The sequence below is a fragment of the Streptomyces sp. NPDC040610 genome (genome assembly GCF_055594065.1).
Window position 1 is genome coordinate 349,697 of the sequence record NZ_JBVIXA010000005.1, and the last position, 23,946, is coordinate 373,642.

Annotated in this window: 20 protein-coding genes; 10 read left to right on the forward strand and 10 right to left on the reverse strand. The window is 72.2% G+C overall.

From position 1 onward, the window contains the following. Positions 1-17: 17 nt before the first annotated feature. Together ACZ6AA_RS20320 and ACZ6AA_RS20325 are read right to left on the reverse strand one after the other, a co-directional pair. Entirely contained in the window at positions 18-545 is a 528-nt protein-coding gene (locus ACZ6AA_RS20320; protein WP_468457027.1) for a GNAT family N-acetyltransferase, read from the reverse strand. A gap of 182 nt (positions 546-727) precedes the next feature. Continuing rightward, entirely contained in the window at positions 728-1,543 is an 816-nt protein-coding gene (locus tag ACZ6AA_RS20325; protein WP_468457025.1) for an SDR family NAD(P)-dependent oxidoreductase, read from the reverse strand. Between the two features lie 691 nt (positions 1,544-2,234). Between ACZ6AA_RS20325 and rho the strand changes: the two genes are divergently transcribed. Then, positions 2,235-3,440: a transcription termination factor Rho gene (rho, locus tag ACZ6AA_RS20330; RefSeq protein ID WP_471459287.1), complete on the forward strand. Its 1,206-nt coding sequence runs from the start codon at positions 2,235-2,237 to the stop codon at positions 3,438-3,440. 46 nt (positions 3,441-3,486) lie between these two features. On the opposite strand, the gene ACZ6AA_RS20335 is transcribed toward rho, so the two are convergent. Next, positions 3,487-4,827, reverse strand: coding sequence for a M6 family metalloprotease domain-containing protein (locus ACZ6AA_RS20335; RefSeq protein WP_471459289.1), 1,341 nt, complete (start codon positions 4,825-4,827; stop codon positions 3,487-3,489). Positions 4,828-5,242: 415 nt separating this feature from the next. On the opposite strand from ACZ6AA_RS20335, the gene ACZ6AA_RS20340 reads away from it, so the two are divergent. Both ACZ6AA_RS20340 and ACZ6AA_RS20345 read left to right on the forward strand, forming a co-directional pair. Further along, positions 5,243-5,959, forward strand: coding sequence for a TetR/AcrR family transcriptional regulator (locus tag ACZ6AA_RS20340; protein WP_468482569.1), 717 nt, complete (start codon positions 5,243-5,245; stop codon positions 5,957-5,959). Positions 5,960-6,057: 98 nt separating this feature from the next. After that, positions 6,058-7,587, forward strand: a complete 1,530-nt coding sequence (locus ACZ6AA_RS20345; protein ID WP_468457017.1) for an MFS transporter — start codon at positions 6,058-6,060, stop codon at positions 7,585-7,587. A 49-nt stretch (positions 7,588-7,636) separates the two neighbouring features. On the opposite strand, the gene ACZ6AA_RS20350 is transcribed toward ACZ6AA_RS20345, so the two are convergent. Together ACZ6AA_RS20350 and ACZ6AA_RS20355 are read right to left on the reverse strand one after the other, a co-directional pair. Next, entirely contained in the window at positions 7,637-8,173 is a 537-nt protein-coding gene (locus ACZ6AA_RS20350) for a MarR family winged helix-turn-helix transcriptional regulator (RefSeq protein WP_468457015.1), read from the reverse strand. Between the two features lie 103 nt (positions 8,174-8,276). Continuing rightward, on the reverse strand, positions 8,277-9,362 hold the full coding sequence (locus tag ACZ6AA_RS20355; RefSeq protein ID WP_471459291.1) for a questin oxidase family protein: 1,086 nt from the start codon (positions 9,360-9,362) through the stop codon (positions 8,277-8,279). A 607-nt stretch (positions 9,363-9,969) separates the two neighbouring features. On the opposite strand from ACZ6AA_RS20355, the gene ACZ6AA_RS20360 reads away from it, so the two are divergent. Beyond that, positions 9,970-10,992: a sigma-70 family RNA polymerase sigma factor gene (locus tag ACZ6AA_RS20360; protein ID WP_468457011.1), complete on the forward strand. Its 1,023-nt coding sequence runs from the start codon at positions 9,970-9,972 to the stop codon at positions 10,990-10,992. A 328-nt stretch (positions 10,993-11,320) separates the two neighbouring features. Here ACZ6AA_RS20360 and ACZ6AA_RS20365 read toward each other — a convergent pair whose 3' ends face one another. Further along, positions 11,321-12,298: a helix-turn-helix transcriptional regulator gene (locus tag ACZ6AA_RS20365; protein WP_471459293.1), complete on the reverse strand. Its 978-nt coding sequence runs from the start codon at positions 12,296-12,298 to the stop codon at positions 11,321-11,323. Between the two features lie 105 nt (positions 12,299-12,403). On the opposite strand from ACZ6AA_RS20365, the gene ACZ6AA_RS20370 reads away from it, so the two are divergent. The 6 genes from ACZ6AA_RS20370 to ACZ6AA_RS20395 all read left to right on the forward strand — a co-directional run bounded on the left by ACZ6AA_RS20370 (position 12,404) and on the right by ACZ6AA_RS20395 (position 19,046). Further along, complete coding sequence (locus ACZ6AA_RS20370; RefSeq protein WP_468457008.1) at positions 12,404-13,966, forward strand: MFS transporter; 1,563 nt, start codon at positions 12,404-12,406, stop codon at positions 13,964-13,966. Between the two features lie 205 nt (positions 13,967-14,171). Then, a complete protein-coding gene (locus tag ACZ6AA_RS20375) occupies positions 14,172-14,933 on the forward strand; it encodes a DeoR/GlpR family DNA-binding transcription regulator (protein WP_468462207.1) in 762 nt (253 codons plus the stop codon). 113 nt (positions 14,934-15,046) lie between these two features. Then, the gene (gene pfkB / locus ACZ6AA_RS20380) at positions 15,047-15,994 is read left to right on the forward strand and encodes a 1-phosphofructokinase (protein ID WP_468462217.1); all 948 of its coding nucleotides are present in this window, start codon (positions 15,047-15,049) and stop codon (positions 15,992-15,994) included. Between the two features lie 70 nt (positions 15,995-16,064). Further along, positions 16,065-18,137 carry a PTS fructose transporter subunit IIABC gene (locus ACZ6AA_RS20385; RefSeq protein ID WP_468462205.1) on the forward strand — a complete coding sequence of 691 codons (2,073 nt, stop codon included), beginning with the start codon at positions 16,065-16,067 and terminating at the stop codon, positions 18,135-18,137. A 77-nt stretch (positions 18,138-18,214) separates the two neighbouring features. Continuing rightward, positions 18,215-18,703: a hypothetical protein gene (locus ACZ6AA_RS20390; RefSeq protein WP_468482567.1), complete on the forward strand. Its 489-nt coding sequence runs from the start codon at positions 18,215-18,217 to the stop codon at positions 18,701-18,703. A 91-nt stretch (positions 18,704-18,794) separates the two neighbouring features. Further along, positions 18,795-19,046, forward strand: a complete 252-nt coding sequence (locus tag ACZ6AA_RS20395; protein ID WP_468482566.1) for a hypothetical protein — start codon at positions 18,795-18,797, stop codon at positions 19,044-19,046. 40 nt (positions 19,047-19,086) lie between these two features. Here ACZ6AA_RS20395 and ACZ6AA_RS20400 read toward each other — a convergent pair whose 3' ends face one another. From ACZ6AA_RS20400 to ACZ6AA_RS20415, 4 genes are all read right to left on the reverse strand, one after another. After that, positions 19,087-19,851 (reverse strand): DUF6227 family protein, encoded by a 765-nt coding sequence (locus tag ACZ6AA_RS20400; protein ID WP_468462199.1) that lies wholly within the window; start codon positions 19,849-19,851, stop codon positions 19,087-19,089. Between the two features lie 234 nt (positions 19,852-20,085). After that, entirely contained in the window at positions 20,086-21,321 is a 1,236-nt protein-coding gene (locus ACZ6AA_RS20405) for a L,D-transpeptidase (protein WP_468462197.1), read from the reverse strand. A gap of 163 nt (positions 21,322-21,484) precedes the next feature. Next, positions 21,485-22,558: a P1 family peptidase gene (locus ACZ6AA_RS20410; RefSeq protein ID WP_471459295.1), complete on the reverse strand. Its 1,074-nt coding sequence runs from the start codon at positions 22,556-22,558 to the stop codon at positions 21,485-21,487. A 104-nt stretch (positions 22,559-22,662) separates the two neighbouring features. Next, positions 22,663-23,877: a low temperature requirement protein A gene (locus ACZ6AA_RS20415; protein ID WP_468462193.1), complete on the reverse strand. Its 1,215-nt coding sequence runs from the start codon at positions 23,875-23,877 to the stop codon at positions 22,663-22,665. Positions 23,878-23,946: the final 69 nt, after the last annotated feature.

The following is a 23,946-nucleotide window of genomic DNA, read 5'->3' on the forward strand; positions in this document are numbered from 1 at the left end:
AATGTCCTGAATGTTCCTTACGCGGTGTACCGTCGCCCGGACACGGCCCCCGTCCGGGCGCGGCCCGTAAGGTCCCGTGTGTAGGTGATCCCGGGGCGGCCGTCGAGCTCGATCTCGCCCGCGGGGACGAAGCCGCAGCGGGCGAGGACCGCCTCCGAGCCGGGGTTGTCGTGGGTCGTCGACGCCCGCAGGGACGTCAGGCCGTACTCGGTGGCCGCGAGGGCGCAGACCTTCTCCACGGCGGACGTGGCGAGTCCCCGGCGGGCGGCCTTCTCGGCGATGCGGTAGCCGAGTTCGGCCGAGCCGTCCGCCACGTCCACGAGGTTGACCCGCCCGAAGATCTCGCCGTCGCCGCCCACGAGGACGTGGAAGTGGCAGGCCCCGGCCTCCTGCTCGGCCAGGAGTGCCGAGTGCCGTGCGTCGAACTCGGCGAAGTAGGCGTCGCCGCGGTCCGGTACCGACGCGGCGAAGTACGCGCGGTTCTCCCGTTCGAAGGCGAGCAGGGCCGGGGCGTGGTCGGGGCGCAGGCGCTGGAGTTCGGGCATGGGAGAACGGTACGGCGGGGCGGGGCCGGAACGGCAGGGCGATCGGCCTGAGTTGTCGAGTCTCTTGCGGTGTTGGGGGGTTGTGGGGGGCTTTGTCCCTCGGGGGGCGCTGGCGTGGGCCGGGCCTGCGGGGCGCGCTGGTCCCGCCCGCGCGGACCGGCCCTGGTCCCGTCGGGCAGGCCCTAGTCCCGTGGCTCCAGGTGGAACTTGAACGCCGCCGTGCCGGGGTCGAGCGCCGTCACGCCGCCGTCGACCGTGAGGCTCGCGCCGTTCACGTACGACGCGGCGGGGGACAGCAGCCAGGCGATGGCCTCGGCCACCTCATCGGGGCGGCCGGGGCGGGCGGCGGGGGTGAGCCGGGTGGCCTCGTCGTAGGCCGCGTCGACCGCGTCGGGCCCGTCCCCGAGCCCCGCGTCCTGCGCGAACCGTCCCATCCGCCAGTCCGCCATCTCCGTACGCACCCAGCTCGGGCAGACCGAGTTCGCCCGCAGGCCGCGCGCCCCGTAGTCGACGGCCAGGGAGCGGGTGAGCTGGAGGAGGGCGGCCTTGGAGGTGGCGTACGCGGCGTTGCCCACGCCGTTGCGCAGCGCGGCGACGGACGCCACCGCGACGACGGAGCCGCGGGCTTCCAGGAGGTGCGGGAGCGCGGCGCGCAGGAGGAGGAAGGGGCCCGTGAGGTTGGTGTCCATGACGGTGGCCCAGTCCTCGGGGTCGATGTCGCCGACGGCTCCGGGGCGGCCGGTGCCCGCGTTCAGGACGAGGCCGTCGAGGCGGCCGTACGTCCGCGTGGTGAACTCGACCAGTTCCGCGACCGCGTCGGGGTCGGCGGCGTCGGAGGGGTGGGCGAGGGCGCCGGTCTCCTCGGCGATCCGGTGCAGCGGCTCGGGGCGGCGGCCGGAGACGACCACGCGGTGTCCGGCGGAGCGCAACTGGCGGGCGGTGGCGGCCCCGATGCCCGTACCGCCGCCGGTGACGATGACAACTCGGCTGTCCGTCATGGGTGTTCGGCCCTCCACGTCCCTCGGGTGCTGGTCGGGGCGTCGGTGGGCCCCCGGCAGCCAGGGTCGCACGCGGCGTTCTGGGACCGCGTGCGACCCTCCCGCCGCCCGCGCCCACCCCCGTCCGGCTGCCCGTGGGGGGCGCAGTCGGGCGGGGCGGTCAGCTGTGGGACGGGCCGTCCGGGCGCCGGCCGACGCGCTCAGGGGCATCGGCCGACGCGGTTCGTGGGGTGTTCTCCTGCCTGTGGGGCCGCTTGCGCGTCCCTCACGAGTACTGACCGTACTGGATCACGCACGTAGCGTCACCAGGCGTGCGGAGGCTCAAGATCCCCAGCGGATTGCGCCGTGAGCGCCGTCGGTGTGCTACGGTGCGGAGAGCACGTGTGTACGCCCCCTCTGGGCGCCGGTGCTTCTCTTCCCCGTTCGGGGTGCAGCTTGTTCTCGGGTGTCAGTGCTTCACGGCTGTTCTCGGGTGTCCGTGTCTGACGGCGCACCTCCACCCATCTCCACTCGGCACCCCCTGCTCGATCCCGTCGGCTCCACGCCGTACGGGGTTCTCGTTCCACTTCACGGCTCGCTCGTGGTCCGCGTTCCGTCGGCCGCGCTCCCGCCGATCCGCCCGTCGTACCAGGCGTGAACTCTCCGCCGCGCGGGCCCCCTCATTCGCATGTCCGCGAAAGGACCCACACTCATGACCAGCCAGATCCTCCACAGCGGTGTCCTGGACATCGCCCGCACCGCAGCCGACCGCAACGGCGCCGACCGCAACGGCACCGGCCGCGGCAACGCCGGTCGCGGTGCCCCCAACGGGCACCTGCGCGCCGCCGGTTGCCTCCCCGGCCCGGACGACGTGCTCGTCCCGGCCGCCCTCATCCGCCGATTCGGCCTGCGCACCGGCGACTTCGTCGAGGGCACCTGCGGCGAGAAGCCGCGCGTGCTCACCGACGTCGCCCGCGTGAACGGCCGCGCGCCCCAAGCGCCCGGCGCCCGCCGCAAGTTCGCCGACCTCACCCCGCTGCACCCGCGCGAGCGGCTGCGCCTGGAGCTGCCCGGCGGCCCCGACAGCGTGGGCGGCACCCGCGGCTCCGTCGCGACCCGCGTCGTCGACCTCGTCGCGCCCGTCGGCAAGGGCCAGCGCGGCCTGATCGTCGCGCCGCCGCGCACCGGCAAGACCGTCCTGCTCCAGCAGCTCGCCGCCGCCGTCGCGGAGAACCACCCCGAGTGCCACCTCATGGTCGTCCTCCTCGACGAACGCCCCGAGGAGGTCACCGAGATGCGGCGCTCCGTACGCGGCGAAGTGCTCGCGTCCACCTTCGACAAGGCCCCGAAAACCCACATCGCCCTCGCCGAACTCGCCGTCGAACGCGCCAAGCGGCTCGTCGAGGAGGGCCGCGACGTCGTGATGCTCTTCGACTCCCTGACCCGGCTGTGCCGCGCCTACAACAACTCCGCCGCGTCCGGCGGCCGCACCCTCAGCGGCGGCGTCGACGCGGGCTCCGTCCAGGGCCCCAAGCGCCTCTTCGGCGCCGCCCGCCTCGCCGAGGAAGGCGGCTCCCTCACCATCCTCGCCACCGCCCTCGTCGAAACCGGCTCCCGCGCCGACGACTACTACTTCGAAGAACTCAAGTCCACGGGCAACATGGAGCTGCGCCTGGACCGCAGGCTCGCCGACCGCCGCGTCTTCCCGGCCGTCGACGTCACACCGTCCGGCACCCGCCGCGAGGAACTCCTCGTACCGGCGACGGAGTTGACCGCCCTGCGCGGACTGCGCCGCGCCCTCCGCGCCCGCGACGACAGCGGCCTCGAAGCCCTCCTCGACCACATCCGGCGAACACCCAGCAACGCGGCTTTCCTACGGCAGGTACGGGAGACGGTGCCGGGGGCCGTGGCGGCGTGAGGCCTGCGGCGAAGTATCCCGCCGAGTTGTCCCAGTGATGGCTCTCTCAGCGGTCGCCGCGCGTGATGTGCACCCGATAGTTCCCCTCCAGATCCGCCCCCGCGACGGTCACCCGCACTCCCGCGTCCCGGTCCCGGAACGTTTCGCCGGGGATGTACGGCGCGTCCGAGAGTTCGGCGTGGACGTTGGGGCTGCGGGTGCAGCCGCCGCTGTCGCGGGTGGAGTCGGAGACGGTGACCGGGCCGCGGCCGGTGTCGACGTCGGCGTCGACGCGGTAGATGAGGACGCCGGGGCGGCAGACGGCCTCGTCGTTGCCCGCCTGGGTGCGGACCTCCACGGCGTAGCCGGTCTTCTTGGTGAGGGGGATGAAGGCGAGCTTCGTGCCGCCGGGCCCGGCCAGGGGGCTGAGCAGGTGTTCCGTGGTGCCGGGGGACGCGGCGCAGTTCACCTGGGTGTCGTCGAGCCAGCCCAGCTTCCACTTGTGCCAGGCCAGGAGGTCGTTGTTGGCGCCCCAGTCCTCGCTCATGATGTCCCAGTGGCCGACCGAGCCCCCGCCGTCCTGCGTGTAGAGGTCGGGCAGGCCGAAGACGTGGCCGTTCTCGTGCGGCAGGACGCGGTAGCCGGTCTGGTCGTAGCTGCCGGAGCCGTCGTCCTGGCGGCTGTAGACGAAGGACGCGTTGGAGACCGGCACGCCGTCGGCGACGGGTGCCTCGTGGTTGCCCGCGAACGTCACCGACAGGACGGTGTCGAGGGCGGAGGGGCCCGCGTTCGGGGTGACGAGGATGTTCACCAGGTCGTACTGCGAGAAGTCCACGTCCGGGTCGGCCGCGGCCACGATGTCGTCGACCAGCTCCCGGTAGCCGGGGTCGAAGGGGGCGCCGCGCTCTATCCCGTACTTCTTGAAGGGCTTCGGCATCCGCAGCCAGTCCTGGACGGGCGCCTCCGCGCGGTAGTCCACGCGGCCGTAGGAGCTGGTGCGGAACCAGTCCGTGGTCTGCGGGAAGAACTCGCCGAGCCGGTCGAGCGCGGAGCCCTCGCCGGGGGCGTCGGAGAAGTCGACCATCAGGTTCAGGGCGCGCACCGTGCCGGTGGAGCGGGCGTAGCCGGGGCCCGTGGGGATGCCCTCCGGCATCTGCACCCCGAGGTCCCCGCTGATCATGCACGGGCCGAGGGCGCTCGGCCGCGCCTGCGCCGTGGACCCCGCGGCCGAGGGCGCCTCCGCCATCAGCCGCCCGGTGCTCGCCGACGCGGTGACCGCGAGGGCGAGGGCAGTGAGCCCGGCGAGGGCCGCCGTGCGCGGGGGGACCCGTCGGGCCGCCCGGGCCGTCCCGGCCGACCGGGTGCGCGGGCGGGGGCGGGCTATCGGCTTCGGGGTCGGCTGCTGCATGCGTGGGCCCTCCACTCCGCGGCAGCCGCCGGTCCTGGCTGCACCCTGTTCGCTCACCCTGTGCCGGGGTGTGCGCGGGCGCTCGCTGAGCGCGACCGATCGTGGGTTTCTGCCGGTGGGAGGGGGTGTGCGGGGCGGCCGCGGCGGGGGTTTGGGCCATTGGGAGGGTCGCGGGTGGGGGTGCGGGCGGTGGCGGGGGTGAGGGGGCGCACCAGGCCAGGAAGAGTGTGGCGCAGGTCACATGAAAGGCGGGAAATAAGCGGGGATCGTTTCCCCGTTTAGACCGGTGTCCGTGCGAAACGGGGATCCACTCCCCGGATCGCACACCTCAGTTCTCCCACCGGGAAAATCGTTGGACCCGCCACCGCGGGCCCTGCGAACCTGAGGCCTTTGACCGCTTAGAGGAGTGTTCGCCGTGGAAACCGCCACCGTCGCGCAGCGCCGTGTATCCCGTCCGCGGGCCGACGCCCTGCGCAACCGGGAGCGGATCGTCACCGCCGCCCGCGAGATGTTCGTCGAACAGGGCCCCGACGTGCCCCTCGACGAGATCGCGCGCCGCGCCGGCGTCGGCAACGCCACGGTCTACCGTCACTTCCCCGACCGCGGCGAACTCGTGCACCACGTCGTCCTGTCGGTCACCGACCGCGTCACGGCCCAGGCCGACGACGCCATCGCGGCCGCCGAGGCCGACCCCGGGGCCGCCTTCGAGGCGCTGCGGGCCTTCGTCCACGCCGCGGTGGACGAGCGCATCGGCGCCCTCTGCCCGATCCTGTCCGAGGCCATCGACCCCGACCACCCCGATCTGCACGCCGCCCGCATCCGGCTCGAAGACGCCGTCGAAGGGCTGATGGCGCGGGCCCGCGCCGTCGGGCAGCTGCGTACCGACATCGCTGTCGGAGATCTGATGGTCGCCCTCTCCCAACTGACCAGGCCGCTGCCCGGCGCCGGCTGCCTGGTGGACTTCGACCAGTTCGTCCACCGTCATCTGCAGCTGTTCCTGGACGGCCTGATGGCACCGGCGCGCTCCGAACTCCCGGGGCACGCCGCGACGTTGGAGGAGCTGCGTCGCGATCTCGACAGTTCGCGGCCGCGGCAGCCGCGAGACAGCGAGGAGGGCCTGGGTCAAAAGTAGGACCCGACCTCACGACCAGGGGCCCATGCGCTCGCAGGCCCCTCAGGTGTCTCGTTTACCCCGTACTCACCTCTTTGTCTTCCTAGGTGGACCCACCCATGTCTCAATCACCCGTCACCCCACCCGCTCCCGACCCGATGCGCTGGAAGGCGCTCGTCTTCATCGCCCTGGCGCAGCTGATGGTCGTCCTGGACGCGACCATCGTGAACATCGCGCTGCCGTCCGCCCAGGAGGACCTCGGCATATCCGAGGGCAACAAGCAGTGGGTCATCACCGCTTACGCCCTCGCCTTCGGTGGTCTGCTCCTGTTCGGCGGCCGCATCGCCGACCTGTGGGGCCGTAAGCGCACCTTCGTGACCGGCCTCATCGGCTTCGCCGCGGCCTCCGCCCTCGGCGGCGCCGCGACCGGCGAGGCCATGATGCTCGGCGCCCGCGCGCTCCAGGGTGTGTTCGGCGCGCTGCTCGCGCCCGCCGCCCTCTCGCTGCTCGCGGTGATGTTCACCGAGGCCAAGGAGCGCGCCAAGGCGTTCGGCATCTACGGTGCGATCGCCGGTGGCGGTGGCGCCGTCGGCCTGATCCTCGGCGGCTTCCTCACCGAGTACCTGAACTGGCGCTGGACGTTCTTCGTGAACATCCCGTTCGCGATCATCGCCGCCGCCGGTGCGTACTTCGTGATCCGTGAGCCCTCCGAGGGCCGCAACCGCTCGCCGCTCGACATCCCCGGCGTGGTCCTGTCCACCCTCGGTCTGGTCGCGCTGGTCTACGGCTTCACCCGCGCCGAGTCCGACGGCTGGTCCGACGCCGTGACCGTGACGATGTTCGTCGCCTCCGTCGTGCTGCTCGCCGCGTTCGTCGTCACCGAGGCGAAGGTCAAGTCGCCGCTGCTTCCGCTGCGCGTCCTGACCGAGCGCAACCGCGGCGGTGTCTACCTCTCGCTCGGCCTCGCGATCATCGCGATGTTCGGCCTGTTCCTGTTCCTCACGTACTACCTGCAGATCGTCCAGGGCTACTCGCCGGTCAAGACCGGCTTCGCGTTCCTGCCGATGATCTTCGGCATGATCGTGGGTTCGACGCAGATCGGCACCCGTCTGATGACCCGCGTCGCGCCGCGCCTGCTGATGGCTCCGGGCTTCCTGCTCGCCGCGGTCGGCATGCTGCTCCTGACGCAGCTGGAGGTCGACACCTCGTACGCCGGTCTGATCCTGCCCGCGCAGCTGATGCTGGGTCTCGGCATGGGTACGGCGTTCATGCCCGCCATGTCCCTCGCCACGCACGGTGTCGAGCCGCGTGACGCCGGTGTCGCCTCCGCGATGGTCAACACCTCGCAGCAGGTCGGCGGCGCCATCGGCACGGCCCTGCTGAACACCATCGCGGCCTCCGCGACCACCGCGTACCTCACCGACCACGCGGCCTCCGCCACCACCCCGGCGGCGCAGAAGCTGCTCGCGGCCCAGTCGATGGTGGAGGGCTACACGTCCGCCATCTGGTGGGCGGTCGGCATCCTCGTGGCGGCGTCGGCGATCGCCTTCGTCCTGGTCAACACCGGTGCCGACGACGGCTCCGCGGCGGCCTCCGGCGATGGCGAGGGCGTCGAGGACGCGGTGAAGATCCCGGTCGTGGCGCACTGACGACCCGTACGACCCGTGTGACACGGCGGGCCGGACCTGCCCGGCGCTCCTAGCGGAGCCAGGGCAGGTCCGCCCCCACGTCCTTGGGCTGAAGTCCCTCGGCGACGATCCTCATGATCTCGCCGAGGGACTTCTGCTGTTGGGGGCTCAGCCGGTCGAAGAGGGCCTGGCGCACCGCGTGCACATGCCCCGGCGCGGTCTGGCGCAGCACCTCGAACCCCTCGTCCGTGAGGATCGCGAACTGCCCGCGCTTGTCCGTGGCGCAGTCCTCGCGCCGCACCCAGCCGCTCTTCTCCAGGCGCGCCACCGCGTGCGAGAGCCGGGACCGGGTGATCTTCGAGCTCTTCGCCAGCTCGGTCATGCGCAGCCGTCGCCGGGGCGCGGCGGACAGCTGCACCAGCAGGCCGTAGTAGACGTGCGGCATGCCCGCGTCGCGCTGGAGCTGCCGGTCGAGGAAGTCCTCCAGGAGCGTGGAGGCGTGCACATACGCCAGCCAGGTGCGCTGTTCCTCGTCGTCGAGCCAGCGCGGCACGGTGGCGTCCGCGGCGTCTACGGCGTCTGCGGTCGCGGTGGATGGCGTGTCCATGTATCCCACTGTACGAGGCCTTTCTGTGTCCCTCGGAGTGGTGTCCTCCGGGCCCACGGATTCGTGCCCTCCGAGTCCCCCGGAGCGGGGCGCGTCAACTCGTTCAGAGGGCGGGCGGGTTGAGCTCCACGCCCCGCAGCGCCGCGGCCCGCGCCAGACGGTCGCCCACGTCCAGGGCGGTGTCCGCGAACTTGATCGTGTGGTCGTCGCCGTGCGCCGCGGCCCGCGCGAAGACCTCGTCGAAGGTGCTGCGGCCCGCTTCCGCGTCGGCTTCTCGGTACGTCTCCGGGGTGGCCGGCGAGTACGCCGCGGTCACCGCCGCGCTCGCCGCCCAGGCCGCGTCCAGGGAGGCGGGCCACAGCTCGCGGGGGAGCGCGGGCAGGGTGCGCAGGACGGCGTTGGGGGCGGTCGCGGCGTGCACCAGCATGATCGGCTCGCCGTGGCCGTGGGAGGCGAAGCGGTGGACGGCGGCGGTGACGAGGTCGGTGAGGCGGGCGCGGGCAGCTTCGGGGTCATTCGTGCTCGCGGGCCACACCGGGACCGTCGTGAGCTGGGCGAAGCGGTCCGGGAGGCTGCCGTCCTGCACGGGGACGCGCTCCACCGCGGCGAGCGCGGCCGCCGCCCCGGCCGACGGCGGCAGGGCGACGGGCGTGCGCGGGGGCAGCGGGGTGTGCCGGGCGGCCCAGTAGCCGAGGCCGTGGGCCAGCTCGGCGACGCGGGGCGCGGTCTCGCCGCCGGGGCCGAGGAGGGTGCGCACGGCGTGGCCGACGCGGATCACCGGGTGCGTGGAGCCGCCCGCGATGCCCGGAAGGAACACCGGCCACCAGTCGGCGAGCACCTCGCGCCAGGGCCGCTCGGCGAGGGCGCGCTCGAAGTAGCCGATCCAGTCGGCGGCGCGCCGCGGGTCGCCCAGGGCCGTGCGCCAGTTGGCGTCGGTGACCCGGGTGTCGGGCGCGGGCATGTCCTCCAGCTTGGCGCGGTAGTAGTCGAGCCAGCGGTGCACGGAGCGGCCCTGCCCGCCTCGCACCAGGGCCTCGACGGCCATCGGTCCGTGGTTGGTGAGCCGCCCGAGCCGCTCGGGGCCGGAGGCGTGCAGGCGCTGCAGGGCCTCGTCGAGGATGCCGCTGTCGCTGATCGTGCCGGGGGCGTCGGTCCCGCCGGTGTGGCTGATTCCGCTGGTGTCGGTCATGGCCGCACGCTAAGGCGCGCCTGTGGGTGACCGTAACGGTCTGGGGTACTAGTCCCCTGGGCCTGGTCCTGGGTCCGAGCGGCCTCGCGTACCGGCTCGTGGGTGCCGGAGGTCACGTACCCGGGAATGCCGGATTTGTCCCGCTGGGCAACCATCGGGCGACGCGGGCCGTCTTCTGGGTGGGAGGACGGCCAAAGGCGGCCCTCTTCCGGTGGGACCCCGGCAGGACCCCGGCGAGACTCGGGCAGGACTCAGGCGAGACTCAGGCAAGAAAGAGCCTGTGTCACATGTGACGGCGGTCTCACGTACAGAGTGGTTGTGGATGTCGGCGCGAGCTTCGAGATCGGCCTCGGATCCCGGTCTGACCTGCACCTCTGTACGTTCCGACGGCAATCGCCCACCCGCTGTGGCGGCACAGGGTACTGCATGATCACAAAAACGGGTGCGCGGCTTGGGAATTCTGTCCGGATTCCAGTCGTTGTTTCCATCGGATGCAGAGCACCTGGGAAGGTGTGCCGTCCACCACAGGCCCGGCCCCCGGGCCCGGACCATCAGGGCCACCGGTCCATGACGGACCGACCAGTGACAACCACGCAAGGGAGCACGCATGGCAACCCGTGCCGTCGCCCGTCGTAAGTCCGCCGCCACCGGCGGGACCGACGCGGCACGCAGTGTTCGCGCCGTAGGCGGCGAGATCGCCGACCGCGACCTGGTCGGCATGTACCTCGACGAGATCGCACGCACCCCCCTGCTCGACGCCGCCAAGGAGGTCGAGCTGTCCCAGATCATCGAGGCGGGCGTCTATGCCCGGCAGATACTGGACGGTGTGGTGGGCCGCGACGCCGACGGGATCGAGGCGTCCGCCGTGTCCGCCTCGCGCGAGGAGCTCGAAGCCCTCGTCGCCGACGGCGAGCGCGCCAAGGACGTCTTCATCCGGTCGAACCTCCGCCTGGTCGTGGCCGTCGCCCGCCGCTATCCGCGCAGCGGCCTGCCCCTGCTCGACCTGATCCAGGAGGGCAACGCGGGCCTGGTCCGCGCGGTAGAGAAGTTCGACTACGCCAAGGGCTTCAAGTTCTCCACGTACGCGACCTGGTGGATCCGCCAGGCCATCACGCGCTCCATAGCCGACCAGTCGCGCACCATCCGGCTGCCCGTGCACCTGGTCGAGGAGCTGGGCCGGATCCGCCGCGTGCAGCGCGAGTTCAACCGCGAGAACGGCCGGGAGCCGGAGCCCGCGGAGATCGCCGCCGAGCTGGCGTCCACGCCCGAGCGCGTGGTCGACGTTCTCGACTGGGCCCGCGACCCCGTCTCACTGAACATGTCGGTGGACGACGAGGGCGACACCCAGTTCGGCGACCTCCTGGAGGACACCTCCGCCGTCTCCCCCGAGCAGTCCGTCCTCACCCTGCTGCGCAGCGAGGAGCTGGACGACCTCATCGGCCGCCTCGACCAGCGCACGGCCTCCATCATCAAGATGAGGTACGGCATCGTGGACGGCCGCGAGCGGACGCTGACGGAGGTCGGCAAGGAGCACGGGCTCACACGTGAGCGGATTCGGCAGATAGAGAAGCACGCGCTGCTGGAGCTGAAGAAGTTGGCGCGGGACACGGGCTTCGACGCGGCGGCCTGAGGCCGGCCGGGCGAGCAGGGGGTTCGTCCCCCTGGGCCCCGGTCTGCGGCGGTGCGTTTCCGGCGGTGCCCGTCACCGATATCGGCGCTGCGCGCCTCGTCCTCAAGCGCCGGACGGGCTGAAATCGTCGCCGGACGGGCTGAGATGGCGGCCCCAGAGAGAGGGGCTGGGGAAGTACGTCTCGGTGGCGGAGAGCCGCGAGGAATCCTCAGGGTGGGACGGCGGTCGCCGCGACGTCGCGCTTCCGTCCGGGGGTGAACGGGTAGGTGGAGAAAACCCCGCGCGGAGCGCGGGGCACCACCCCCCCGGCGGAAAGCCGAACGAGACGCTAGGCCGCACCGGACGCACGCGCCAGGCGGGTCCCCAAGTCACGCACCCGCACGACCAGTTCCTCCGGCCCGCGCACGCGAAATTCGCACTCGACCCAGATGAGCCGCGCCGCCACCCACTCCACGGGCTCGGTCACCGTCCCCCGCAGGCGGCAGCGGTCGGTGCCGAAGGCGACCAACTCGCCCAGGGAGGCGGGCAGCCGCCCGCCCACCCGGTCCGGCGGGGCGTGGAACTCCACATCCACCTCGTACGCCGTCCTCTCCTGCGGCCGCGCGAGGACACTGCGCCGCACATAGGCGTCCGCGCTCCCACCCGGCAGCATCCGCTCGGTGAACCGCACCCCCGTGGCGAACGGCTCCGACACCCGGTCCACCCGGAACGTCCGCCAGTCCTGCCGCTCCAGGTCGTACGCGACCAGGTACCAGCGCCGCCCCGTGGACACGAGCCGGTGCGGCTCCGTCAGGCGCCGCGACGGCGTCCCGTCCTTCGCCTCGTACGCGAACCGCAGCTGCTCGTGCGCGGCCGTCGCCGACGCCATCACCGTCAGCGTCTCCGGCGCGATCCGCACACCGTCCCCGGTGGCGAGCGACATCGTCGCGGCCCCGAGCGCGGACACCCGGTGCCGCAGCCGCGACGGCAGCACCTGCTCCAGCTTGGCGAGCGCCCGCACCGACGCCTCCTCGACGCCGTCCACGGCGTGCCCGGCCCCGGCCCGCAGCCCCACCGCGATGGCCACCGCCTCCTCGTCGTCGAGGACGAGCGGCGGCATCGCCTTCCCCGCGACAAGCCGGTAGCCCCCGCTCGCGCCGTGCGTCGCCTGCACCGGATACCCCAGCTCCCGCAGCCGGTCGACGTCCCGCCGCACCGTGCGCCGGCTGACGCTGAGCCGGTCGGCCAGCTCACCGCCCGGCCACTCGCGCGGGGTCTGCAACAGGGAAAGCAGTTGGAGCAGCCGTGCCGGTGTGTCCGTACTCATGAGGGGCCTCCCGTACGCCGTGGTCCCGGATCCGTGCCGAACCTGAGCCCAGGATCCCGTATATCTAGGACGTGACCTGACCTATATGACCCCTAGCCTTACGGCATGACTTCTTCCAGCAGCACCTCTACGTCAGCGGGGCACCAGCCCACGGCAGCGGGGTCCCCGACGGACCGGCGCCGCTGGTTCGCCCTCGCGATCGTCATGACGGCCGCCTTCATGGACCTGGTCGACGTGACGATCGTGAACATCGCGATCCCGTCCATCCAGCGGGACGAGGGAGCCTCGTTCAGCCACATCCAGTGGATCACCGCGGGGTACGCGCTCGCGCTCGGCGCGGGCCTGATCACCGGCGGGCGGCTCGGCGACATCTACGGCCGCAAGAAGATATTCCTCGTCGGCATCACCGGCTTCACCGTCGCCTCCGCGCTCTGCGGCTTCGCCGCCAACCCGGACATGCTGGTGGCGTCCAGGATCCTGCAGGGCGCGATGGCCGCCCTGATGGTGCCGCAGGTCCTCTCGATCGTGCACGCCACCTTCCCGGCGCACGAGCGCGGCAAGGTCTTCGGCCTGTTCGGCATGGTCGTCGGCCTCGGCGCGGTCTCCGGGCCGCTGCTCGGCGCGCTCCTGACGGAGTGGAACCTCTTCGGCCTCGAATGGCGCCCGATCTTCCTCATCAACCTCCCCGTCGGCATCGCGGGCCTGATCCTCGGCCGCAAGTTCATCGAGGAGTCCAAGGCCCCCAAGGCCCTCAAGCTGGACCTGGTCGGCGTCGTCCTGGTCACGGCGGGCGCGCTGATGCTGCTCTACCCGCTGACGCGCGGCCGCGAGCTGGACTGGCCGGTGTGGGGGTACGTGATGATGGCGGGCGCGCTCGTCGTCTTCGGCGCCCTCGTGGCGTACGAGAGGCACAAGAGCACGAAGGACGGTTCGCCGCTCATCGAGCTGTCGCTGTTCAAGGTGAAGAGCTTCGCCGGTGGCATCGCCGTGCAGACCGTCTTCGGTGTCTCGCTCGGCATCTTCTTCCTGGTCTGGACGATGTACATGCAGGTCGGCCTCGGCTGGAGCGCGCTGCGCGCCGGTGTGACGGGCGTGCCCTTCTCCATCGCGGTGTCCGCCGCGGCCGGTCTCTCCGTGCAGGTGCTCGTGCCCCGCTTCGGCCGCAAGGTCCTTCAGGCCGGTGCGCTGACCATGGCCGCGGGTGTCCTCATCTACATCTGGGAGGCCGACCGGTACGGCGCCGGGATCGCGTCCTGGCAGATGGCGCTTCCGCTGGTCGTCATGGGCCTCGGCATGGGCCTGATCGTGGCGCCCCTGACGGACGCGATCCTCTCCGAGGTGCCGCGTGAGCACGCCGGTTCGGCGTCCGGCCTCCTCAACACCGTCCAGCAGATGGGCAACGCGTTCGGCCTCGGCCTGGTGTCCGTCGTCTTCTACGGCGTCATCGACGAGAAGGTCACCCCGGACCGGATCCCGGCCGAGTTCATCAACGGCTTCCAGCACGCGCTGTGGTGGGTCGTGGCGGTCCTCGTCGCCATCTTCCTCCTGATGCTGACCCTCCCGAAGCACCCCAAGCAGCACATCGAGGGCTCGGACTCGTCCGACGACCCGACGGACACCCCGGTGTCGAAGACGCCGGAGCCCCGCGAGGCGGCGCTGACGCACTGACCCCACAGCTCCACACGGCGCAGGGCCCCGGCCACCTCTCGGTGGCCGGGGCCCTGCGCCGTGTTCTGGGACCTCGGTCCCACCCGCACCAGGGCCAAAGCCCGAACATGTCCACTGCGTGCCCGTTCATGTTTACTTCCAGAGGTCGAGGTCGTACTCTCCAAGAGAACCCACACAATCGGGCAAAAGCAGGAGGCCCCCAGCCATGTACGGCCCAGAGCGCCAGCAGGAGATCCTGCGCCTCGCCCGCGAGGGAGGCCGCGTCGACGTCCTCTCCCTCGCCGCCGAGTTCCAGGTCACCGCGGAGACCATCCGCCGCGACCTGAAGGCCCTGGACCGCGCGGGCCTGCTGCGCCGCGTGCACGGCGGCGCCATCCCGGCAGGCCGACTGGACTTCGAACCCGACCTCGCGGAACGCGAGAGCACGGCCGCGGACGAGAAGGACCGCATCGCCCACGCGGCCCTCGCCGAACTCCCCGCCGAAGGCAGCGTCATCCTCGACGCGGGCTCCACGGTGGCCCGCCTGGCCGCGGCCCTCCCACTGGAGGCGGAGCTGACGGCCGTCACGCACAGCCTCCCCACGGCGGCCCGCCTGGCCGACCACCCCGGCATCCAGCTCCACCTGGTCGGCGGCCGCGTCAGGCACCGCACGCGGGCGGCCGTGGACGCCTGGTCCCTGCGCGCCTACGGCGAGATCCGCGCCGACGTCCTCTTCCTCGCCGCGAACGGCTTCTCCACCGCCCACGGCCTGACCACCCCCGACCTGGCCGAGGCCGCCGTGAAGCGCGCCGCCGTCGCCGCGGCCCGCCGCGTGGTCCTCCTCGCCGACTCCGGCAAGCACGGCCAGGAGCACTTCGCCCGCTTCGGCGACCTCGCCGACGTGGACCTGCTCATCACGGACACGGGCCTGCCCGCGGCCGAGGCCGCGGCGATCGAGAAGGCGGGCACGGAGGTCGTACGCGCATGACGACCCGCGAAGCAGCAGCTCACGAGGCCGTGCAACGCGAAGCGGCCGCCACCGCAGCAGTAGAAGGCACCGCCGCAGCAGAAGGCGCCGCAGCAGTAGAAAGCACCGCCCACATGATCCTCACCGTCACCCCCAACCCCTCCCTCGACCGCACCTACGAGGTCCCCGCCCTCGACCGCGGCGAGGTCATCCGCGCCACCGGCGAGCGCATGGACCCCGGCGGCAAGGGCGTGAACGTCTCCCGCGCCGTCGCCGCAGCGGGCGTCCGCACCCTCGCCGTCCTCCCGCTCGGCGGCGCCCCCGGCGCCCTCGTCGCCAGGCTCCTGGACGAGCAGGGCATCGAGGTCGCCCCCGTCGACGTATCCGGCCAGACCCGCTCGAACATCTCCGTCGCCGAACCGGACGGCACCCTCACCAAAATCAACGCGCCCGGCCCCGAACTCACCCCCGCCGAGCGCGAGTCGCTGCTCGCCGCCATCGGGGAGAAGTCACCGGGAGCCGACTGGATCGCCTGCTGCGGCAGCCTCCCGCGCGGCCTCGCCCCCTCCTGGTACGCCGACCTGGTCGCCCGCTGCCACGCCGCCGGGGCCCGGATCGCCCTCGACACCTCGGGCCCCGCCCTCCTCGCCGCGCTCGCCGAGCGCCCCGACGTCGTCAAGCCCAACGCCGAGGAGCTCGCCGGAGCCGTCGGCCGCCCCCTCGCCACCGTCGGCGACGCCGTCAAGGCCGCCGAGGAACTGCGCGAACGCGGCGCCCGCGCCGTCCTCGCCAGCCTCGGCGCGGACGGCCAACTCCTCGTCGACGACTCCGGCACGTACTTCGGATCCGCCCACGTCGACGTCGTACGCAGCAACGTCGGCGCGGGCGACAGCTCCCTGGCCGGCTTCCTGATCGCGGGCGGCTCCGGCCCCGCCGCCCTCGCCTCGGCCGTGGCCCACGGCGCCGCCGCCGTCCAACTCCCCGGCAGCGCCATGCCCACCCCGTCCGACCTGTCCCCGGACACCGTCACGGTCACGTCCGAAGTCCCCCTGGACCGCGCCCTGACGGAACCCGCCCCCTGACCCCACCCCTCACCCTCGTCCCCCGCCCTCATCCCCGCCCCCGAGGGATACGCGTGCGAAGGAGCCCGCGATGAGCAGCGAAATGATCACCGCGGACCTGGTCGACCTCGAACTCGACCGGTCCGCCGACACCAAGGAGGCGGCGGCCCGCGCCCTCGCCACCCGCATGGTGACCCTCGGCCGCGTGACCGACCTCGACGGCTTCCTCGCCGACGTGGCGGCCCGCGAGGCCCAGATGCCGACGGGCCTCGACGGCGGCATCGGCATCCCGCACTGCCGCAGCGCCCACGTCACCGAACCGACCCTCGCTTTCGGCCGCTCCACCACCGGCATCGACTTCGGCGCCCCCGACGGCCCGGCCGACCTCATCTTCCTCATCGCGGCCCCCGCGGGCGCGGACGACGCCCACCTGACGATCCTGTCGTCGCTGGCCCGTCAGCTGATGAACGCGGAGTTCACGGACGCGCTGCGCGCCGCGCCCGACGCGGAGTCGGCGGCGACGTTGATCCGAGGCGAGGAACCCACCGCTGCGGCCGGTGACGCAGGCGGCGCCTTGGCTGCTGCCGCTACCGCTGAGGGCAGCGGTTCCGCTGGGGCGGAACGGGTGGGCACAGCCCCCGGTTCCGCTGAGCCCGACTCCAACGCAGAGAAGCCTGCCCCGACGTTCAGAATCGTGGCGGTCACCTCCTGCCCCACGGGCATCGCCCACACGTACATGGCAGCCGAATCCCTGGAGAACGCGGCCCGCGCCGAGGGCATAGAGATCACCGTCGAGACCCAGGGCTCCGCGGGCTTCACCCGCCTCACCCCCGAGACGATCGAGGCCGCCGACGCGGTCGTCTTCGCCCACGACGTCCCCGTACGGGACAAGACCCGCTTCGCGGGCAAGCCCACCGTCGACGTTGGAGTGAAGGCGGCCATCAACCGCCCCGCCGAACTCATCGCGGAGGCAAGGGAGAAGGCGGCCCGAGGCGAGGTCACGACCTCGGCGAACCCGACCCCGGTCGACAACGCGGGGGACAGCGGCGACAGCTACGCCACCAAGCTCCGCAAGTGGCTGATGTCGGGCGTCAGCTACATGGTCCCCTTCGTGGCGGCCGGAGGCCTCCTCATAGCCCTGGGCTTCGCCATCGGCGGCTGGAAGATCGACAAGGCCCCGTCCGTGGCGGACCACTTCATCTGGACGGACCACACCAGCTGGGCGGCCCTCCTCTTCCAGATCGGCGGCCTCGCCTTCGCCTTCCTGGTCCCGGTCCTCGCGGGCTACATCGCGTACGGCATGGCCGACCGCCCGGGCCTGGTCCCCGGCTTCGTCGGCGGCTCGGTGGCCGTCACCATCGACGCGGGCTTCCTCGGCGGCCTGGCCGCGGGCCTGCTCGCGGGCGGGGTGGTCCTCGGTATCCAACGGGTCCGCATCCCGCCCGTACTGCGCGGCATCATGCCGGTCGTGGTGATCCCGCTGATCTCCGCGGCGGTCGTCGGCTTCCTGATGTTCCTCGTCGTCGGCAAGCCCATCGCCTCGCTGCAGAGCGCGTTGACGGACTGGCTGGAGGGCCTGAGCGGCGCCAACGCGATCATTCTCGGCGTCGTCCTCGGCCTGATGATGTGCTTCGACCTCGGCGGCCCGCTCAACAAGGTCGCGTACGCCTTCGCGATCGGCGGCCTCACCCACCCGACGGACGGCTCCCTGAAGGTCATGGCCGCGGTGATGGCGGCGGGCATGGTCCCGCCCCTCGCGATGGCCCTCGCGACCACCGTACGGGGGCGGCTCTTCACCAGGACCGAGCGGGAGAACGGCAAGGCGGCCTGGTTCCTCGGCGCCTCCTTCATCACGGAGGGCGCGATTCCGTTCGCGGCCGCCGACCCGCTGCGGGTCATCCCCGCGTCGATGGCGGGCGGCGCGGTCACCGGCGCCCTGTCGATGGCCTTCGGCTGCACCCTGCGCGCCCCGCACGGCGGAGTCTTCGTGGTCCCGCTGATCGGGCAGCCGCTGCTGTACCTGGTCGCCGTCGCGGCGGGTGTCTGCGTGTCGACCGTCGTGGTCGTCCTCCTGAAGGGGGCGCGCGGCACGGCGGACCCGGCCGGTGACGGCGGCACGGCCGCCGCGGCGGCGGACGAGGCCCGGGTGCCGGTGGCCGCCTGAGGGCGCGGCGTACGAGCGGGGTGTGAAGGGCGCGTCGACACCGGCGTGCCCTTCACACGTTCCCGGACGCCCCGCGCGTGGGCATACTGCTGGTACTGCGGTTCGAACCCGGGTACGGGCACCTGGCGGGGGCCAACGTGAGCCACCTTCAGCAGAGTCACCTCACAAGCCTGCTCTCCATGGTCGGCCAGCTCACCGAGCAGGCACAGGCCGAGCTCGAGACCGACACCGAGGCGGCGCGCGTCTTCCTCGCGGTCTACTCCGGCTTCCTCATCGAGACCGGCACGGGCATCCGCTGGATCCTCGAACCGGATCTGATCGAGCACGCCACCGAGGTCATCGGCCGGCGCGCCCCCGACGCCGGTCCCGCGAGCGCGGACCTCGCCGCCCGGCTGCTCGCGACCCTGTGGGCCAGCAGCGTGCTCGCGGGCGTCGACACCGAGGACTGGGCCCGTGAGGCCCCCGAACTGCCCGCGATCTGCATCCGGATGGCTGGTTTCCTCACCGGAGAGCGTGAAGTGCCCCCGGAGGAACGGACAAAACGGAACGAGACGAGTGAGCCGTAGTGAGCCGTGATGTGCGAGATGCGTCACTTCAGGACCAAAGGCCCATTAATGCCTCTGTTGTAGATCCGGCCGCTGTTGTCTACTGAGCGGCATGTTCCAGGGTGCATCGATCGTTCAGCAGACAGGCATGGTCCTGCTCGCCGCGCTGACTGCCATCTGGGCCGTCACGTTCCTGCATGTGCAGCGCCGCCGCGCGGCGGAACCAGCGACCGGCGGCAGCCCCTCGCTGGGTTCGCTCCCGGTCCAGTCGGGGCCGCCGCGCGCGGAGTCCGTCGAGTTGACCCCGGACGAGCGCGCCGCGTTCGCCGGTCTGATACGTCAGTTCGGCCGGGGTCGGCCGTAACGACCAAGGGCGTTCGGCGGGTCCTGCGGTCCTGGCCGGACTAGCGGGACCTGGTCGCCGGATACGCCCGCGCCCGGCGCGCCATCGCCGACCGTGCCGCGCGCTCGCTGGTGTACACCTCGCACATGTGCCGGCCGTCGGCCGTCGCCGTGTGCTCGACCTCCCAGAGGCTGATCTCGGAGCCGTCGAACAGCAGGAACGCGTGCTCGTACAGCGAGAAGCCGAGCCGGGGCTCGCCGGTGCGGCCGAAGGCCTGGGTGATCTGGTGGGCGAACGCCGAGCGCAGCAGGCGGGCCATGTCGTCGCCGGGGCGGTCCGCGCCCGCCGGGTTCTCCGCGCGGCGCAGTAACCTGCGGGCGTGGTCGGCGGAGTCGTCCGGGACGTACGTGTGCCGGGGCTCGGGCGGCGGGGGCGCCTGGAGCAGGACGGGCAGGTCGCCCGCGGGGGTGTCCGGTGGGAGCGGAAGCCGGGCGGTCGCGACCCCCGCCTCCTCCTCGTCCAGATACAGCTCGTACTGCGCGTGGCTGCCGGGACCCGTGTTGTGCGCCAACTCCCAGAGGGTGAGCGCCTGGCCGTCGGCGAGCAGCCAGGTGTGGCGGAAGGTCTCGCGGTGCAGGCCCGCGCTGTGGTGCGCGGAGTGCAGTGAACTGTCGTACGCCAACGCCCGCTCGAGGCGCCGCACGACCTCGTCCGGCAGGTCGAAGGAGTTCAGGGCGCGGCTGAGCAGTCGCTCGAGGTGCTCCTCGGGGGAGGCTGGCTCGGGCGACTCGGGTGGTTCGTACGCTGTCTCGTACGGAACGCTCACGGATACTCCCGGATGCTTCCGGCGTTGCTGCATGTCACCTTGTGCGTGCATACCGTAGCCCCTGGGTCCGACATCATGTCCGGGAACGGGAAAACGATCGAGCCGCACGGCAAGTTCCCGTGCGGCTCGTTCCGTTGGCGCCCGAAGGGCACCTTGTGCGCTCTTGCGGGGCACTGAACGCGCCCCGCGCTGTGGGCCTTTCAGGCCCCTTCGGTGCCTTCAGGCACCTTCCGGTCAGGTGGCGCTGCCCGCCGTCCACTGGCTCCAGGACATGTTCCAGCCGTTCAGGCCGTTGTCCGGGGCGATGGTCTTGTCCGGCGAGCCCTTGACCGTCACGACGTCGCCGACGAGGGAGTTGTCGTAGAACCACTTGGCGACGGTGTCGCCCTGGGCGCCCTGGACGTCCCGGAGGCCGACGCAGCCATGGCTGGTGTTGGCGCTGCCGAAGATGGAGGGGGAGCTCCAGTAGTTGCCGTGGATGAAGGTGCCGGACGTCGAAAGACGCATGGCGTGCGGTACGTCCTTGATGTCGTACTCACCACCGAAGCCGACGGTCGAACCGTTCATCCGCGTCTGTGTGAACTTCTCCGAGATCACCATCTGCCCGTTGTACGTGGGGTTCTGGGGGCTGCCCGCGGAGATCGGGATGGTCTTGATGACCTTGCCGTCGCGCTCGACCGTCATGGTCCGCGCCTTCACGTCGACGGTGGAGACCTGGGAGCGGCCGACGGTGAAGGTGACCGTCTTGTCCTGCACGCCGGTCGCGTTCGCCGCGCCCTTCACGCCGTCCAGCTCGATCTTCATCGTGACCTTGGAGCCGGCCTTCCAGTACTCCTGCGGGCGGAAGTCCAGGCGCTGGTTGCCGAACCAGTGGCCGACGACCTTCTGGCCGCTGCTGGAGCTGACCGTGATGTGCGACTGCACGGCCTTCTTGTCGGTGATCGCCTTGTCGAACGTGAAGGAGACCGGCATGCCCGCGCCGACCTTGGTGCCGCCGTCGGGCGTGTACGTGCCGATGAAGCTGTTGGCGTTCGACACCGTCGTGAACGTGGCGTTCTCCGTGGCCGGGCGACCGTCGGAGTCCTTGGCGTTCGCGGTGACCTTGTACTTGGTGCCGCGCTCCAGCTGCGCCTTCGGCTTCCAGGTGCCGCCGTCGGCGGATATGGAGCCCTCGACGGCCGCGCCGGAGGCCACGTCCGTCATCTTGACGGTCGTGAGCTTGCCGTCCTTGACCTTCACGCCGGTGGCGTTGATGGAGGCGTCGGTCGCGCCGTCCTTGGACGAGATGGCGATGCGCGCGCCGGACGCGTCCTTGGACGTGTCGGACTTCTTGTCGCCCTTGGCGTCGCCGTCACCGCCGCAGGCCGAGAGGGTCAGCGCGCCGACGGCCGCGAGCGCGGCTGTCGCCAGCAGCACCCGCCGACGGCGACGGGGCTGAGGCTGCTGCGCTGCTATGTCCGGCGTTGTCACGAGCTGCTCCAAGTACGTCGTCTGGTCCAGTACGAGTAAAGAGCGCCCTGGCGGCGGAACGGTTCCGACGCGGGGGTGTGAGTGCACGCACACCGGAGCGCCCTCGTCCGACGCTAACAACACATGATTAAAGGGGACTTAATGTTCTCTATTGGCGATAGGGCTATTGCGGATAAAGATCCCGGTATGCCGGGAATGTTCCCCCTGGCGTCTCCACCGACTCCGCCGCGAGCAGCGCCCCGACGATCGCCTCCGTGACCATGTCCGCGCCCGCCGCGAGGACCTCGTTCAGCGCCAGCGGATCGGCCTCGTCCAGCGGCCGGGCGCCGGTCGACAGGGCGAACACCGTGTCGCCGTCGTGCAGCAGGTGCACCGGCCGCATGGCCCGGGCCATGCCGTCGTGCGACGTGCCCGCGAGCTTCTGCGCCTGCGCCTTGGTCAGCGCCGCGTCGGTGGCGACGACGGCCAGCGTCGTGTTCAGCGGCGGCGCCACGTTCCGCGCCGCGGCCTCGGCGAGCCGCCGCAGCGCGGCCGCGTGCACCTCGGGCGGGGGCGGTGCCACGGGGGCGGCGGCCCCGGCCCCCGTGTCGAAGAGCTGCCCGTACAGCACCCCCGTCCGCGGCTCGATCCCCGACCCCGCCGCGTTCGCCACCACGAGCGCCGCCACCGTGATCCCCGAGCCGAGCACCGTGCTCGCCGTGCCGACCCCACCCTTGACCTGCCCGACCACCGCCCCGATCCCGGCGCCCACCGCGCCCACGGCCACCGCGTGCCCGCTCTCCCCGGCCGCCGCGTCCGCCACCGCCGCCCGCCCCGTCGCCGCGTCGGGCCGCGCCCCGAAGTCACCGCCGCGCCCCAGGTCGAACACGCACGCCGCGGGCACCACCGGCACCACGTGCGCCGGGTCAGGACCGACCCGCACCCCGCGGCCCCGCTCCTCCAGCCACGCCATCACCCCGCCCGCCGCGTCGAGCCCGTACGCGCTGCCGCCGGTCAGGACCACCGCCTCCACCCGCTGCACCAGGTTCCGCGGGTCCAGCGCGTCGGTCTCCCGGGTGCCGGGGCCGCCGCCGCGCACATCCACGGCCGCGACCGCCCCGCCCTCGGGGGCCAGCACGACCGTCGTGCCGGAGAGCCAGCCGCCACCGGCGCGCCCCGCGTGCCCCACCCGCAGCCCCGCCACGTCGGTCAGCCCACCGGCCCGCCCGGATTCCCTCGGTACGTCACGTGTCGTCATGCGCCATGCGTATCACGCGTGTTGAGGGCGATCGGGCGAGGTCGCGCGGCACTCGGTCGACGTCGTACGGGACCCTGTCGAAGCCGCGCGGCACCCGGTCGACGTCACGCCGACTCCGCCCGCACCATCCGCGACGTCAGCGTCACCCCGGTCACCACCGCGAGCGCCGCCACGATCCCCGCCGCGAACACCGCCCAGCGGCCCGCGAACGTGCACGCGAGCACCGCCAACGCCGTCACCGGAAGCACCAGTTGCTGCGCGAGGCCGACCTTGAAGTAGCGCGAGTGCAGCAGCCACACCGTGAACATGTACACCGCTGCCGGGATCGTCACCGCCGCCGAGGCCGCCGTCTCCGAGATGTGCGCCTTGCCGACGGCCTGCTCCACCGCCACCTCGATGCCCGCCCCGATCGCCGCCGCCGACGCGAAGATCACGAAGTGGCCGTAACCCCACAGGAAGGCCTGGCTGTTGGAGCGCAGATGGCCGTGGATCGGCACCACGAAGTAGATCCACCAGGCGGCGAAGACGAGGAGGAGCCCGCCCGCGGCGATCGGCAGGACCTCGCCGAGCGCGTCGTTCTCGTCGATGCCCGACTTCACCGCGACCGTCGCCGCGGCGATCGTCTCGCCGAGCACGATGATCGTGAAGAGGCCGTACCGCTCGGAGATGTGATGCGGGTGCCAGGGCGTCGTCCGGGTCCGCTCCGCCCATGTCGGCACCGCCATCTCGGCGATCGCCAGCACCAGGAACGTCCACCCCCGCGCCCCCTCCGGCAGGAGCAGCAGCCCCAGCCAGCCGACCTGGCACAGCGCGACCCCGCCCGCGTACCGCAGCGCCGTGCGCCGCTCGTCCCCCGTCGTCGAGGCCGCCGCCCGCAGCCACTGGGTGATCAGGGCGAGCCGCATGATCAGGTAGCCGAGCCAGACGACCAGGAACTCGTGGTCCTGGAAGGCCTTCGAGACCCCGGCCGCCAGGACCAGGACACCGGCGATCTGGACGAGCGTCACGACCCGGTACAGCGTGTCGTCGTTGTCGTACGCCGACGCGAACCAGGTGAAGTTCATCCAGGCCCACCACATCGCGAAGAACACCATCGCGTAGTTGAGGACCCCCTCGCCCGGATGCCCCTCGGCGACCGCGTGCACCAGCTGCACACCGGCCTGGGCGACCGCCACCACGAAGCACAGGTCGAAGAAGAGCTCCAGCGGCGTCGCGGCGCGGTGCTCCTCCTCGCGGCCGCGGGCGACCATCGGACGCAGTGGGGGAGGCGGTGCGGGTGGGGCGGTCGCGGCACCCGGCGGGGGAGTGGTCGACGTCATGGGCCAACAACAGCAGAGCCCGGCGTTCCCACGTCCCGGCGCGAGCCGTGTCGGGGCCGGAGCACCCGA

What these genes read in the sequence shown, in the direction of transcription:
- rho (WP_471459287.1), top strand. Translation starts at nt 2,235, where the DNA reads ATGACCAGCCAGATCCTCCACAGCGGTGTCCTGGACATCGCCCGCACC.
- ACZ6AA_RS20355 (WP_471459291.1), bottom strand. Translation starts at nt 9,362, where the DNA reads ATGACCGACACCAGCGGAATCAGCCACACCGGCGGGACCGACGCCCCC.
- ACZ6AA_RS20325 (WP_468457025.1), bottom strand. Translation starts at nt 1,543, where the DNA reads ATGACGGACAGCCGAGTTGTCATCGTCACCGGCGGCGGTACGGGCATC.
- ACZ6AA_RS20365 (WP_471459293.1), bottom strand. Translation starts at nt 12,298, where the DNA reads ATGAGTACGGACACACCGGCACGGCTGCTCCAACTGCTTTCCCTGTTG.
- ACZ6AA_RS20410 (WP_471459295.1), bottom strand. Translation starts at nt 22,558, where the DNA reads ATGACGACACGTGACGTACCGAGGGAATCCGGGCGGGCCGGTGGGCTG.
- ACZ6AA_RS20320 (WP_468457027.1), bottom strand. Translation starts at nt 545, where the DNA reads ATGCCCGAACTCCAGCGCCTGCGCCCCGACCACGCCCCGGCCCTGCTC.
- ACZ6AA_RS20375 (WP_468462207.1), top strand. Translation starts at nt 14,172, where the DNA reads ATGTACGGCCCAGAGCGCCAGCAGGAGATCCTGCGCCTCGCCCGCGAG.
- ACZ6AA_RS20345 (WP_468457017.1), top strand. Translation starts at nt 6,058, where the DNA reads ATGTCTCAATCACCCGTCACCCCACCCGCTCCCGACCCGATGCGCTGG.
- ACZ6AA_RS20415 (WP_468462193.1), bottom strand. Translation starts at nt 23,877, where the DNA reads ATGACGTCGACCACTCCCCCGCCGGGTGCCGCGACCGCCCCACCCGCA.
- pfkB (WP_468462217.1), top strand. Translation starts at nt 15,047, where the DNA reads ATGATCCTCACCGTCACCCCCAACCCCTCCCTCGACCGCACCTACGAG.
- ACZ6AA_RS20370 (WP_468457008.1), top strand. Translation starts at nt 12,404, where the DNA reads ATGACTTCTTCCAGCAGCACCTCTACGTCAGCGGGGCACCAGCCCACG.
- ACZ6AA_RS20385 (WP_468462205.1), top strand. Translation starts at nt 16,065, where the DNA reads ATGAGCAGCGAAATGATCACCGCGGACCTGGTCGACCTCGAACTCGAC.
- ACZ6AA_RS20395 (WP_468482566.1), top strand. Translation starts at nt 18,795, where the DNA reads ATGTTCCAGGGTGCATCGATCGTTCAGCAGACAGGCATGGTCCTGCTC.
- ACZ6AA_RS20360 (WP_468457011.1), top strand. Translation starts at nt 9,970, where the DNA reads ATGGCAACCCGTGCCGTCGCCCGTCGTAAGTCCGCCGCCACCGGCGGG.
- ACZ6AA_RS20350 (WP_468457015.1), bottom strand. Translation starts at nt 8,173, where the DNA reads ATGGACACGCCATCCACCGCGACCGCAGACGCCGTAGACGCCGCGGAC.
- ACZ6AA_RS20335 (WP_471459289.1), bottom strand. Translation starts at nt 4,827, where the DNA reads ATGCAGCAGCCGACCCCGAAGCCGATAGCCCGCCCCCGCCCGCGCACC.